At 72.7% G+C, this 12,539-nt stretch carries 9 protein-coding genes; 4 read left to right on the top strand and 5 right to left on the bottom strand.

Annotation, left to right across the window (positions count from 1 at the left end; genetic code table 11):
• Positions 1-39 precede the first annotated feature (39 nt).
• The gene (locus NBW76_RS01275) at positions 40-1,086 is read right to left on the bottom strand and encodes an alanine racemase (RefSeq protein ID WP_055961707.1); all 1,047 of its coding nucleotides are present in this window, start codon (positions 1,084-1,086) and stop codon (positions 40-42) included.
• 115 nt (positions 1,087-1,201) lie between these two features.
• Positions 1,202-2,350: a peptidoglycan bridge formation glycyltransferase FemA/FemB family protein gene (locus NBW76_RS01270; RefSeq protein WP_056553595.1), complete on the bottom strand. Its 1,149-nt coding sequence runs from the start codon at positions 2,348-2,350 to the stop codon at positions 1,202-1,204.
• 124 nt (positions 2,351-2,474) lie between these two features.
• On the opposite strand from NBW76_RS01270, the gene NBW76_RS01265 reads away from it, so the two are divergent.
• Positions 2,475-3,398, top strand: a complete 924-nt coding sequence (locus NBW76_RS01265) for a siderophore-interacting protein (protein ID WP_056553598.1) — start codon at positions 2,475-2,477, stop codon at positions 3,396-3,398.
• Positions 3,399-3,446: 48 nt separating this feature from the next.
• Here NBW76_RS01265 and murJ read toward each other — a convergent pair whose 3' ends face one another.
• Positions 3,447-5,210 carry a murein biosynthesis integral membrane protein MurJ gene (gene murJ / locus NBW76_RS01260; RefSeq protein WP_082481839.1) on the bottom strand — a complete coding sequence of 588 codons (1,764 nt, stop codon included), beginning with the start codon at positions 5,208-5,210 and terminating at the stop codon, positions 3,447-3,449.
• Entirely contained in the window at positions 5,203-7,293 is a 2,091-nt protein-coding gene (locus tag NBW76_RS01255) for a DUF6049 family protein (RefSeq protein WP_055961698.1), read from the bottom strand. Before NBW76_RS01255 ends, murJ begins: the two co-directional genes overlap by 8 nt.
• A gap of 146 nt (positions 7,294-7,439) precedes the next feature.
• Between NBW76_RS01255 and NBW76_RS01250 the strand changes: the two genes are divergently transcribed.
• The 3 genes from NBW76_RS01250 (at position 7,440) to NBW76_RS01240 (ending at position 11,051) form a co-directional block, all read left to right on the top strand.
• Positions 7,440-8,846: a CCA tRNA nucleotidyltransferase gene (locus tag NBW76_RS01250; RefSeq protein ID WP_369814974.1), complete on the top strand. Its 1,407-nt coding sequence runs from the start codon at positions 7,440-7,442 to the stop codon at positions 8,844-8,846.
• Positions 8,847-9,329: 483 nt separating this feature from the next.
• Positions 9,330-10,274, top strand: a complete 945-nt coding sequence (locus NBW76_RS01245) for a DUF808 domain-containing protein (protein ID WP_056553607.1) — start codon at positions 9,330-9,332, stop codon at positions 10,272-10,274.
• A gap of 99 nt (positions 10,275-10,373) precedes the next feature.
• Positions 10,374-11,051, top strand: a complete 678-nt coding sequence (locus NBW76_RS01240; protein WP_055961691.1) for a hypothetical protein — start codon at positions 10,374-10,376, stop codon at positions 11,049-11,051.
• A 168-nt stretch (positions 11,052-11,219) separates the two neighbouring features.
• On the opposite strand, the gene NBW76_RS01235 is transcribed toward NBW76_RS01240, so the two are convergent.
• Positions 11,220-12,506: an ABC transporter substrate-binding protein gene (locus NBW76_RS01235; protein ID WP_055961688.1), complete on the bottom strand. Its 1,287-nt coding sequence runs from the start codon at positions 12,504-12,506 to the stop codon at positions 11,220-11,222.
• Positions 12,507-12,539 lie beyond the last annotated feature (33 nt).

The raw sequence follows: 12,539 nt of genomic DNA, 5'->3' as shown, positions 1-12,539 counted from the left end.
CCGACCAGGCCGACGCGGCCGGCCGATCGGGGCGGGCCGTCAGTCCAGCACGACGCGGTCGAACGTGGCCGTCGTGTACCGCACCGCGCACGACACGGCGTCGCCCACGGCGGGTGCCGCGGCCGAGGCGGGCAGCAGCACCTGCGAGGCGTGCATGTGCGGCGGCTCGGCGAACCAGCGCTGCCGGCCGTCGACGGTGAAGGGGCTCAGCGCCAGCCCGGCCGCCTCGAGGCTGCCCTTGGCGAACGTCTTGCCCCGCTGGACCACGCCCACGCCCGCGCGGGGCGCCTCGAGGCCGACGCCGTGGCTCGTGCCGCCGGAGATCACCAGCAGGTAGCCGTCGCGCGGCATGGGGCGTTGGCGGTACCCGACGCGCTCGCCGCGCGAGACGCGGTGGACGTCGAGCACCCGGGCACGCACGTCGAGCGCTCCGAGGTCGCCGAGCCACAGCGACGTGCCCACGCGGGGCCGCACCGTGAGGCCGGGGCGCCGCTCGCGCAGCTGGTCGAGCTCGCTCGGACCGAGGTGCGACACGAAGAACGTCGAGGTCTCGAGCTGCGAGGCCTCCAGGGCGGCGGCCCACGACTCGGCCTCGGCGAGGTTGCTGCCGGTCATCGGCAGGTGGGCGGCGAAGCCCTCGACCTGCAGATCGCCGAGGGCGGCGACCGCCGCGGCCAGCTCGTGCCGGTCGAGCCCGTGGCGGGCCATGGAGGTCTCGCCCTCCACGACGACCCGGGCCCCCGGGCGCACCCGTGCCAGGGCGGTCACGTCCTCGACGCGACCGACCGTGTGCACGACGCGTGGGTCGGCGAGCGCCTGCTCCACGGCCGAGCCGTCCAGGAACGGACGCCACGGGCCGAGCACCATCACGTCGCCGCCGAAGGTCGCCAGCGCCTCGGGCACCTCGGCGTACACGCCGACCGCCACGGTGTCGGCACCCAGCGCGGTGCTCTCCGCCGCCAGTCGTTCGCGACCGAACCCGTACCCGTTGCCCTTGATCACCGGGACCAGCCCGGGCAGCCGCGCGGCGGTGGCCGTCAGGTGCCGACGCCACCGCTCGGTGTCCACGTGCAGCTCGAACGTCATCCTCGTCTCCTCATGTCGACGACTGCGTCGCCGCATTCGTCGCTCGGACGAAGCGCGATCACGCGCGCAGTGGGTGCGTGCGTCGAGAGGGCGTGGACGGCGCGTGCGTCGCGCTTCATCCTCGTCTCCTCATGTAGGCCGTGAAGGCGGCGTAGAGGGGGCGGTTGAGGGGGAGGTCCCACTCGCCGAGGTACTCCACCGCCTGGCCGCCCGTGCCGACCTTGAACTGGATGAGGCCGACGTGCGGGTCGTCGGGGTCGAGGGTGTCGGTGATGCCGCGCAGGTCGTAGACGGTGGCGCCGGCGGCCAGGGAGTCGCGCATCATCTGCCACTGCACGGCGTTCGAGCCGCGCACCTCGCGCTTGGCCGACGTGGACGCGCCGTAGGAGTACCAGGCGTGCGTGCCGACGCGGACGAGCGTCGTGGCCGCCACCAGGTCGCCCTCGTGGTGCGCCAGGTACAGCCGCATCCGGTCGGGGTCCTCGGCGTTCAGCGCGTCCCACATCGTCAGGAAGTAGCCGAGGGGGCGAGGCGTGAAGTGGTCGCGCTCGGCCGTCTCGGTGTAGATGCGGTGGAACGCCTCCACGTCGTCGCGCGAGCCGAGCGTGACCTCCACGCCGGCCTTCGCCGCCTTGCGGATGTTGCGGCGCCACAGCTGGTTCATCCCCGCCAGCACCTGGTCCTCGGTGAGTGCGGTGCCGTCGGCGTCGGCGAGCGGGAGCCAGAAGTTGTACTGCGGCTGGCCCGCGCTGAACCCGCCCTCCGTGGCGAGCCGTCGCCAGCCGAGGTCGCTCAGCCGGTCGGCGACGGCCAGCGCGTCGGCGTCGTTGACGTCGGCCGGGACCTCGCCGAGCGTGCCGAGGGCGGAGTCGGCCACCGCGGCCTTGACGGTGGCGGCGTGCCAGCGTCGGGTGACGACGGGCGGGCCCATCCGGATGCCGAACGCCTTCTTGGCCTTGAGGTGCGCCGCGAGCGGTGCGAGCCAGGCGCCCAGGTCGTCACCGGCCTCGAGCCACGGCAGCACGGGCCCCTCGGGCAGGTAGGCGAGGAAGCGCTTGACCTTCGGGACCTGGCGGTAGAGCACGAGCGCGGCGCCGACGACGGCACCGGACGCGTCGACCCAGCCGACGGACTCCGCACCCCACTCGGCCTTGACCTGCGCCCACGCGGGGGTCTGCAGGAAGGAGACGGAGGGGCGGCTCGCGACGAAGCCGAGGTGCTCCTCGCGGGTGATCGTGCGGACGGTCACGGATGCGGGGCTCACCCGGCCGAAACTACCAGCGTCGAGCACGGCCGCAGAATCAGTTAGGCTAGCCTAAGCAAGTCCGTCGGGCGCCCCGTGCGCGGCGCTCGCGGCCACGCACCGCTCCCCAGCTCTCGGAGGAACCATGCCCACCGCCGCACCGGCGATCTGCACCGCCACCGTCGTCCGGAAGGTGCGGCTGTCGGCGCACCTGGTCACCGTGACGCTGCGACCGGACACCTTCGTCTCGACGGGCGTCCCGGACGAGTACGTACGGCTGCTGATCGCCCCCGCGGGCGCCGAGCTCGCGATCCAGGAGTACGACGAGAACTGGGTCATGACGCTGCCGGAGGGCGGTGTCGAGCCGGCCGCGCGGGTCTACACCATCTCCGACCACCGGGTGGTCGACGGAGCACCGGAGATCGACATCGACATCGCCGTGCACGAGCGCGGCGTCGGCTCGGACTGGGCGCGCAGCTGCGTCACCGGCGACCGGGTGGGCCTCATGGAGCCGCACGGCCTGTACGCCGCCCCCGACGACACGGCCTGGCAGCTGCTCGTCGCCGACATCACCGGTCTTCCGGCGCTGGCCCGCATCCTGCGTGGGCTGCGGCCGGGGCAGCAGGTCGAGGCCGTCGTGGTGATCACCGACGACCGCGACCGCATCGCCCTGCCCAGCCCGGCCGACGTCGACGTCCGCTGGGTGGTCGTGGACCGAGAGACCGACATCTGCGGCGCCCTCGAGGCGGCCGTCACCGAGCGGGACCTGCCACGCGGGGGCGAGGTGAGCGCCGACGTCCCGGCCAGCCGGTACGTGTGGCTCGCCGGCGAGGCCAGGGCCAGCCGCGGCGCGCGACGTCGGCTCCGGCGCGACCTCGGCTGGCCACAGGCGGACTTCTACACCTGCGGGTACTGGCAGATCGAGGCCGAGCAGTGGAACGCCCGCTACGAGCAGGTGGCCGAGGAGGTGGACGCGCAGGCCCGGCAGGCGTACGTCGAGCTGGCCGACACCGACCAGGGCGCCTACCTCGACGCCATCGAGGAGATCTACGAGAAGGCCGGCCTCTGACGGGCCACGGACGACCGGACCGCCGCGGTCACGGACCGGGGGTCGCACCTAGCGACGCAGGAGCGACCCGACGAGGTGCGACAGCTCACGCATCCTCACCACGCGGGCGGCGGCGAGGTAGCCGAGGCCACCCAGCGCACCGCCCACCGCGAGCACGAGGAGTCCGCCCTCAGGGGTGTCCCGCGGCACGCCGACGGAGTCGAGCGCGGCGGTGGCGCCGAGCATGAGCGCGGCGGCGACCCCGCACGCGACCACGAGCTTGAGCAGGAAGCGGCGGGTCTCGGCATCGACCAGACCGCCACCCAGCCGACGCGACAGCAGCGTCGTCGACAGCACGGCCCCCACGGCGTAGGCGACGCCGAACGCGAGGGCGAGCCGGGGCGCGAACTCGTCGGGCTCGGCCCCCCGCGTGAAGCCGATGGCCGCGGCGACGTTGACGGCGGCGATCACGACCTGGACGAGGAACGGGGTACGCGTGTCCTCGTCGGCGTAGAAGCCGCGCAGCACCATGTAGTGGATCGTGAAGAACAGCAGCGCGAGGGCGAACGCGGCCATGGTGGCGCCGATGGCCGGTGCGCTGACCCGCAGCGTGGGCGCGAAGCCGAGCACGGCCGCGGCGGGGACGCCCAGGCACGCCAGGGCGGCGGCCAGCGGGGCGATCACGGCCAAGGTGATGCGCGCGGTGCGCTGCAGCTCGAGCACCATCCGGTCGTACCGGTGGTCCTGGGCCAGGGCGGAGATCGTGGGGATGATCGCGGTCACGAGCGAGACGGTGATGACGCCGTGCGGCATCTGGCTCACGAGGTAGCCGAGGGCGTACACGTTGGCCCCGGCGCCCTCTGCGCCCTGGCTGGCTCCGGTCAAGGTGCCCTTCGAGCCGAGGCGCTGGACGACGATGTAGGCCACCTGGTTGGCGGCGATGAAGCCGAGCGTCCACAGCCCGAGCCGCAGGGTGTGGCCCAGTCCGACGCCGCGGAAGTCGAACCGCGGCGAGAACCGGAACCCGGCGGCACGCAGTGAGGGCAGCAGTGCAAGGAACTGCGCGACGATGCCGGCCGTGGCGCCCAGGCCCAGCAGGACCGCCTCGTTCGTCGTGAAGCCGCCGCTGCCCGCGGCGTGGCCGTGGACGACCAGGAACACGCCGAGCGACAGCATGGCCACGACGTTGTTGACGATGGGCGCCCACATCATCGGCCCGAACCGGCGGCGAGCATTGAGGATCTGGCCCACCAGCACGAACGCGCCGTAGAAGAAGACCTGCGGCATGCACAGGTACATGAGCAGCTGCGCCGACTCCCGCTGCGCGGCCAGCTCGGGCTCGAACAGCTCGGCGTCGAACACGACCCGCATGATGAGCGGGACGAGCGCGACGAGGGCGAGGGTCGCGACCCCGAGCACGAGCATCCCGAGGGTGAGGATGCGGTTGGCGTAGGCGTCGCCGCCGTCGGCGTCGGAGCGCATGGCGCGCACGAGCTGGGGGACGAGCACGACGTTGAACACGCCGCCGGCCAGCAGGATGTAGAGGGCGTTCGGGACGGTGTTGGCGATCTCGAAGAGGTCGCCGTTCAGCGCCGCACCGATCGTGAAGGCCAGCAGGAAGCTGCGACCCAGGCCGGTGAAGCGCGAGACGATCGTGCCGAGCGCCATCCAGGCGCTCGCCCGCGCGACGTCCGACTGGGCGGGTGGGTCCTCGCCGGAGGGATGCTCGGGAGGCAACGGTGCCTCGGGGGCTGCGGCCTCGTGGGCCGGGGCGTCGGCCGACTCGGTCTCGCCGGCATCGCCGCCGTCGTGGGGGCGGGGAGTCTCACTCATCGGGCTCGCCCCGTTCGAGCGCGTCGCCCCGGCCGCGACCGCGCAGGAACCGGCGGCCCAGCGCGAACAGCACGAACAGGCCCGCCGCCCCCATCAGGGCCCACAGCGCCATGCCGACCCGGCTGGAGCGCACGTTGAACGAGTCGGCCTGGCCGACCGGGGTGCCGCCGCTGGTGATGAGCTGCGCGGTGAAGGTCGACGACGTCTGCTCGCCGACGTCGACGGTGACGGTGAGCGTGCGCCGCTCACCGGCCTCGACCTCGACGGGCTCGACGTCGGGCACCGTGAGCGCCGGGTTGCTCGTGCTGATCCGCACCCCGACGCGGACGGGGTCGTCGGTGTCGTTGCTCACGGTGAGCGGGAACGTGCCCTGCGAGCTCGACAGCGTGATCGCCGGCGGCCCCTCGACCTGCAGCCCGTCGAGCGCGGCACGGGTGCGCCGCAGCTGGTCGACGGCGGCCTCCGCGCCCGTGTCGCGGTCGCGGCGCCACGCCACCGAGAGCAGCTCGGCGACGGTGCGGTCGGTGCGCGCCGTGACGTCGTCGGCGTCGACCACCAGGTCGGAGACGACCGATGCAGCACGCACGAGGTCCTCGACGGCACGCAGCTGTCGCCCACGAAGCGGCGTGGCGTCGGAGGTGCGCGGGACGGACCCCGTGTACGACGCGCGGCCGGTCGAGAGCAGGTCCTCCAGGTCGCTCGGCGTGACGAAGTCGGGCGTGAAGGCACCCGAGAACGACCCGGCCTCGGCGTCGCCGGGATTCCAGGTGGGGTCGAGGAGGACGAAGGCGTCGGCCTTGGACTGCCGGTCGCCCCGACGTTCGAGCGAGGCGAACGCGGCCTCGCTCACCAGCCGCTGGCGCAGGGTCGCCACGGTCTTGGAACCGGGCACGCCGACGTCGAGCCCGGCGTTGACGAACAGCGGGACCGGGCCCTCGTCGGTCCGGCGGGTGACGATGGAGCCCAGGCGCGGCTCCCAGTCGGGCACGGCGTCGCGGGTGACCACCACCGGCCGTTCGCCGCCGTCACGCACCTCGCTGAGCAGGCGCGACGTGACACCGGTGCGGGTGGGCCAGGTGACACGTCGCCCGGTGAGCTGGAACCGGGCCAGCGTGCCGGACGTGGCGCGGTCGACGGTGGCGGCGAGCTGGGCGGCGTCGTCGGACGTGCTGATGGCCAGCACGTCGGGTCGGGCGTAGTCCAGGGACCAGGTGGTGACCCGGCGGGAGAGCTCGGTCAGGTCCGTCAGGAAAGTGCGGGCAGCCGCACGCTGGACGGCGGTGACCTGCACGCCTTCCGGCAGTCGGCGGCCCTCGGCGAGGTCGTCGAGCCCGACGAGCAGGGCCGGGTCGAGCACGATGGTGGTGCCCGGGCCCGGGGCCTGCCGAGCCCGGTCGAGCAGGTTGCGCAGCTGGCCCCCGGGCGAGACGCGCTCGGCCAGGTCGGGTGCGTCGAGGTAGGTGCCGTCGGGGCCGATCCGGTCCGGCATGACGAACGGCCACACGAGACCACCCGGCACGCGGGGCGAGGTGTCGTCGATGCGCGGCAGGAACGTGGTGGCCCGCGCGATGGCGTTGGTGTCGCGGGTGCCGTCCTCACCGGTCGCGAGCACCTGCACGCCGACCGGGTAGACGCCCTCGGCGCCGTTGATCCTCAGGTCCTCGTAGGGCACCTGGACGCGGAACGGCCGGGTCGAGCCCGGCTCGAGGGTGCCCACCTCGTCGATCGCGTCGAGCTCCACGACGCGCTGGCCGGTGTAGGTGGCCTCGCTCTCCACGGCGTCGGTGACCTGCTGCCGGGTCGTGAACGGGGCGGGCGCGATCACCAGGTAGGCCTGCGCCTTCGTCCAGCGCTCGTCACCGGAGTTCGTGACGAGTCCGCTCAGGGTCACCGTGGCGCCGTCGCGCAGCTCGGTGGGGCTCACGCCGGTGATGCGGATCGAGACGTCGGGGTCGATGGCGGCCTGGGCGGCCGGCGCGCCGACGAGGACCGCACCCCAGCCGACCACGGCCGCGAGGACGGCGGCGACCCGGCGGTGGAGGGAGCGCGGGCCCGGACGCAGACGTCGGCCCGGGTTCGTCACCCGGCCCATCGTAGTGGCCGCACCTGTGCGCCCCGGGGACGCGGCACGTCGGCAGCGCCGCGCCCACCACGCACCCCGGCACCGGTGCCCGGACACTAGACTCTCCCCCCGTGCCCGACCCTCAGCCGACGACCGACGCCCCCGCCGTGCGCGCGGCCGTGGCCGCGGTGCTGGACGAGCACCCCGTGCTCGCCGACCTGGGTGCCCTGTTCGAGGCCGCCGGGCACGAGCTCGCCCTCGTCGGCGGCCCCGTCCGCGACGCCCTGCTCGGCCGCGCGGTCAACGACCTGGACCTGACCACCTCGGCGCGCCCTGACGACGTGGAGCGCATCGTGGCCGGCTGGGCCGACGCCGTGTGGGACGTCGGCCGCGAGTTCGGGACGCTCGGCCTGCGCAAGGGTGGCGACCAGATCGAGATCACGACGTACCGGGCCGACGCCTACGACGTGTCGTCGCGCAAGCCGCAGGTGGCCTTCGGGGACCGGCTCGAGGGGGACCTGTCGCGCCGCGACTTCACGGTCAACGCGCTCGCCGTGCGGCTCCCGTCGGCGGAGTTCGTCGACGAGTTCGGGGGCCTCGCCGACCTCGCGGCCGGGCTGCTGCGCACGCCCGTGACCCCGGAGCAGTCCTTCAGCGACGACCCGCTGCGGATGATGCGCGCGGCCAGGTTCGCCTCGCAGCTGGGCTTCGGGGCCGACGACGCGACGGTGTCGGCCATGACCGCGATGGCCAACCGGATCGAGATCGTGTCGGCCGAGCGGGTGCGCGACGAGCTCGTGAAGCTGGTGTGCGGAGGCGACCCGGTGGCGGGGCTCCGCCTCCTCGTCGACACCGGTCTGGCCGAGCACGTGCTGCCCGAGCTGCCGGCGTTGCGGCTGACCGCCGACGAGCACCACCGTCACAAGGACGTCTACGAGCACTCGCTCACCGTGCTGGAGCAGGCGATCGAGCTGGAGCACCGGCTCGACCACCGGCCCGACTTCGTGGTCCGGTTCGCCGCGCTCGTGCACGACATCGGCAAGCCCCGCACCCGACGCTTCGTCGACGACGGCACGGTGACGTTCCACCACCACGACGTGGTGGGCGCCAAGATGACGCGCAAGCGGATGAAGGCGCTCCGCTTCAGCAACGACCAGATCGACCAGGTCAGCCTGCTCGTGGAGCTGCACCTGCGCTTCCACGGCTACGGCTCGGGGGAGTGGACCGACGCGGCCGTCCGTCGCTACGTGCGCGACGCGGGCGACCAGCTGGAGCGGCTGCACATCCTCACCCGCGCCGACTGCACCACCCGCAACCGGCGCAAGGCGCAGCGTCTGCAGCGCACCTACGACGACCTGGAGCGCCGCATCGAGGTCCTGGCCGCCCAGGAGGAGCTCGACGCGATCCGCCCCGACCTCGACGGCAACCAGATCATGGAGATCCTCGGCATCGGTCCCGGTCGCGAGATCGGCGAGGCGTACCGATTCCTGCTCGACCTGCGGATGGACCGCGGACCGCTCGGTGAGGACCTGGCTGCCGAGGCGCTGCGCGCGTGGTGGTCGGCGCGCGGCTGAGAGGCCTGCTCGTCCGCTCCTCGCGTCTCGCCGGCGGCTGACGTCGCACGGACCTGCGGCTGCGTCGACGCGGCTCGACGTGGGGGCGTTCCCCGAAAGGCCTCGACGGGGCGGTGGCGCCCGGGGCGGCCGAGCCCTCCGGCTGCCCCCATCGGTGGATCGTCAACATCTGGCGGGGTCCTGCGGTTGCTGAGCCACCGATGCCCCCCGAGCGGTGACTGCTCCACTCGTCGGCCCCACCGAGCGGTGACCTCTCCACCCCCTCAGCGCTGAGAAGGTGGAGAACGCACCGCCCGGGTGGGCGGGCGACGGCCCCACCCCACCGAGGAGCCGCGCCGGCGCAGCCCCACCCCACCGAGGAGCCACACCGCCGCCCCACCCTCGCGGCAGCGGACCCCCACCCGGACGCGGAACCACCGCAGCACGGCCCGTACCCCCGCCGACCACCTACCCTTTCCCCATGACTGCAGTGAGAGCTCTCTGATGGCCGGCGGACTCGTCGCGCTCCTCGACGACGTGGCGGCCCTGGCGCGGCTGGCTGCCGCGTCCATCGACGACGTCGGTGCTGCGGCGGGACGCGCCAGCGCGAAGGCGGCCGGCGTGGTCGTCGACGACACCGCCGTCACCCCGCGCTACGTGCACGGGCTCGACCCGAAGCGCGAGCTGGCGGTCATCGGCCGCATCGCGAAGGGGTCGCTGCGCAACAAGCTGCTCGTCATCCTCCCCGCCGCCCTGCTGCTCAGCCAGTTCGCGCCGTGGCTGCTCACGCCGATCCTCATGCTGGGCGGCACGTACCTGTGCTTCGAGGGCGCCGAGAAGCTCTGGGAGAAGGTCTCGGGCCACCACCCGCCCGAGGAGCCGTCGTCGTCGCAGGGCGAGGACCAGGAGGCCACGGTGGTCTCCAACGCCGTGCGCACCGACTTCATCCTGTCGGCGGAGATCATGGTGATCGCGCTCAACGAGGTCGCCGAGGAGGCGTTCGTCTCCCGCGCCGTCATCCTGGTCGTGGTGGCCATTGGCATCACGGCGCTCGTCTACGGCGTGGTCGCGCTCATCGTGAAGATGGACGACGTCGGCCTCGCCCTCACCGAGCGCACGTCGAGCGTGGCGCAGAAGGTCGGCCGCGGTCTGGTCAAGGCCATGCCCAAGGTCCTCGCCACGCTCGCCACGGTGGGCGTCGTCGCCATGCTCTGGGTCGGCGGGCACATCCTGCTCGTCGGCACCGACGACCTCGGTTGGCACGCCCTCTACGACCTCGTGCACCACGCCGAGGAGGCCGTGCACGACGCCGTCTCCGGCGGCCTCGGTTCCGTGCTGGCGTGGCTCACCAACACCTTCTTCTCCGCAGTCATCGGGCTCGTCGTCGGTGCCGTGGTCGTGGCGGTGCTGCACCTCGTCGCGCGTCGGCGCGGCGCGGCCGCCCACTGACACGAGCGTCACGTCCCGGCCCGACGGCCGTGGTCACGTGCGGCGTTCCCGACCGCTAGGGTCCTGAGTGGGAAGAACACTCAACAATCGGGAGACACCATGACCATCCGTCGCGCGGGCATCGCCGCCGTCGCCACCATCGCGCTGCTGGGCCTGAGCGCCTGCGGCTCCGACGAGCCCGAGAGCGAGCCGACGTCGGCCGCCTCCGAACCGAGCGAGGAGGCCACGGAGGACGCCCCGGCGGCCACCGAGGGCTCACCGGCCTGGGCCAAGCCGTTCACGACCCCGGGCGAGAAGATCGCCACCGTCGAGGCGGGCGACGTGACCGTCGACGTCTACCAGGTGGGCACCGCCAAGGCCACCAAGACCGGCAACTTCGTCGACCCGGAGAAGAACGAGCCGATCATCGACGAGGGCGACGAGATCGTCTTCGTCAACTACGTGGTGACGAACAACGGCGATCCGATCGACCTGGGCTCCTCGCTGGTCGACGTCGAGTCGCGCTACGTCGACTGGCCGTACCTGCAGGGCATGGACGGCATCACCGACAGCGCGCTCTACGAGGAGCAGGACGTGCAGACGCTGGGCGTCTCCGAGATCGCCGATCCCGCCGTGTACACGCTCGGCAAGGGCGAGACCTTCGCCTACGGCGAGAACTTCCGGTACGAGAAGGGCACCGAGCTCGAGGTCGAGGTGCGCTACACGCCCGTCGACGCCCAGGGCGAGCTGCTGCACGACGACCGCGTCGAGGGTGAGGGCAAGGGCACCATCTCCTGATCCCTCCACCCACCATCGGAATCCCCCGCTCACCTCGGAGGGCCTCCGAGGGTGAGTGGGAGAGAACCGTGGTGAGCTCGCGATTCCCATCAGGTGATGGGAATCGCGAGGCCGCTGGGAACGACGAAGGGGCCCGGACCGCCATGGTCCGGGCCCCTTCGCGTCAGGTCACTGCAGGCTGAAGCACGGCTTGGAGAAGTCGTACGCCTCCGCCGTGGGGCCCGTGGTGAGGTCCTGCTCGAGCGACACTCCCGTGGGGGCGTCCTTGTCGACCTTGCTGATGACGCTCGATCGGAACGCCGACTCCGCGGGCTCGCCCGTGTTCTTGCCGGCCTCGTTGGGCAGCATGCCCTCGTAGTCGACCTCCTCGAGCGACTTCGCGGCCTCGACGAGGCTCTCGCGGGTGATGCCGCCGTCCTCGTCGGCCTGCTTCAGGGCTGCGAGGAGCGGGTAGCTCCAGGCCCAGCCTGCCGTGTAGCCGTCGCTCGGCGTCACGTCGCCCAGGGCCTCGCGCATGGCCTCGTGGCCCGGGGTGTCGGTGCCGAACGGACCCCACGGGCCCGCCTGGAAGTACAGCGCCTCGATGGCCGGAGCGGCTGCGGACTGCAGCAGCGCCGGGTTCCAGGTGGGGCTGGAGCCGACGACGGTCCCGTCGAAGCCCTCGGCCGCAGCGCCGCCGACGATCGCGGCCATCTCGGCCGGACCGGTCGAGATCACCAGGAGGTCGGGATCCTCACGGAGCACCGACGCGACCGTCTCGGCCTGCTGGTCCTGGCCGGGCGGTGCCTTGATCTCGACGTACTCGAGGTCGTTGGCCTCGGCCGCGGCCTTGACGCCGGCCGCGGCGTCTCCGCCGTAGTCGTTGTCGTAGCCGACGGCGGCGATCTTGCCCGCGACGTCGCGGTTCTCGACGGCCCAGTCGACGCCGTTCATGGCCTCGAAGCAGTAGTTGGCGCCGCTCTCCAGGATCTGGTCCTCGAACTCCCAGGCCGAGTTCCACGAGGCCGGCACGCCGATCACGTCGTCGGCCTTCATGTCCTCCAGGATCGCGAGGGTCTGCGACGAGCCGAGCGTCTGGCCCAGCGCCAGGATGTCCTTGCGGATCTCCTGGTACTTGCGGTTGTGGATCTCGGGGTTGTACTCGGCGTCCTGGACGTACTTCGTCACGTCCACGTCGTAGCCACCGACGCCGCCGTCCTCGTTGACCTTCTGCCAGAACGCCTTCTGCGCGTCCGTGATGGGCACGGCGAGCGGGGCGAACGGGCCCTTGGTGAGGTCGGAGATCACGCCCAGGTAGATGCAGCCGTTGTCGTCGTTCACGGCCTGCGGGCAGGCCTCGTCGGTGATGCCGTCGGCGGCGGAGTCGCTGCCGCCGGAGCTGCGGCAACCGGTGAGCACGAGTGCCGCCACCGCGGCACCGACGCCGGCGCGCAGCAGGTGTCGAGAGATTCTCATGACGTTCCTTTCGAGGGTGGCGAGGCGCGTCGT

It is taken from the genome of Aeromicrobium sp. Leaf245, from assembly GCF_942548115.1.
Classification (GTDB): Bacteria; Actinomycetota; Actinomycetes; order Propionibacteriales; family Nocardioidaceae; genus Aeromicrobium.
Note: the sequence above shows the minus strand (reverse complement) of the source record. Positions and strands in the feature narration are given on the sequence as shown.

Excerpts from the sequence above, each read along its gene's own strand:
- NBW76_RS01275 (WP_055961707.1), bottom strand. The coding sequence starts at position 1,086 with ATGACGTTCGAGCTGCACGTGGACACCGAGCGGTGGCGTCGGCACCTG.
- NBW76_RS01265 (WP_056553598.1), top strand. The coding sequence starts at position 2,475 with ATGCCCACCGCCGCACCGGCGATCTGCACCGCCACCGTCGTCCGGAAG.
- murJ (WP_082481839.1), bottom strand. The coding sequence starts at position 5,210 with ATGAGTGAGACTCCCCGCCCCCACGACGGCGGCGATGCCGGCGAGACC.
- NBW76_RS01245 (WP_056553607.1), top strand. The coding sequence starts at position 9,330 with ATGGCCGGCGGACTCGTCGCGCTCCTCGACGACGTGGCGGCCCTGGCG.
- NBW76_RS01240 (WP_055961691.1), top strand. The coding sequence starts at position 10,374 with ATGACCATCCGTCGCGCGGGCATCGCCGCCGTCGCCACCATCGCGCTG.
- NBW76_RS01235 (WP_055961688.1), bottom strand. The coding sequence starts at position 12,506 with ATGAGAATCTCTCGACACCTGCTGCGCGCCGGCGTCGGTGCCGCGGTG.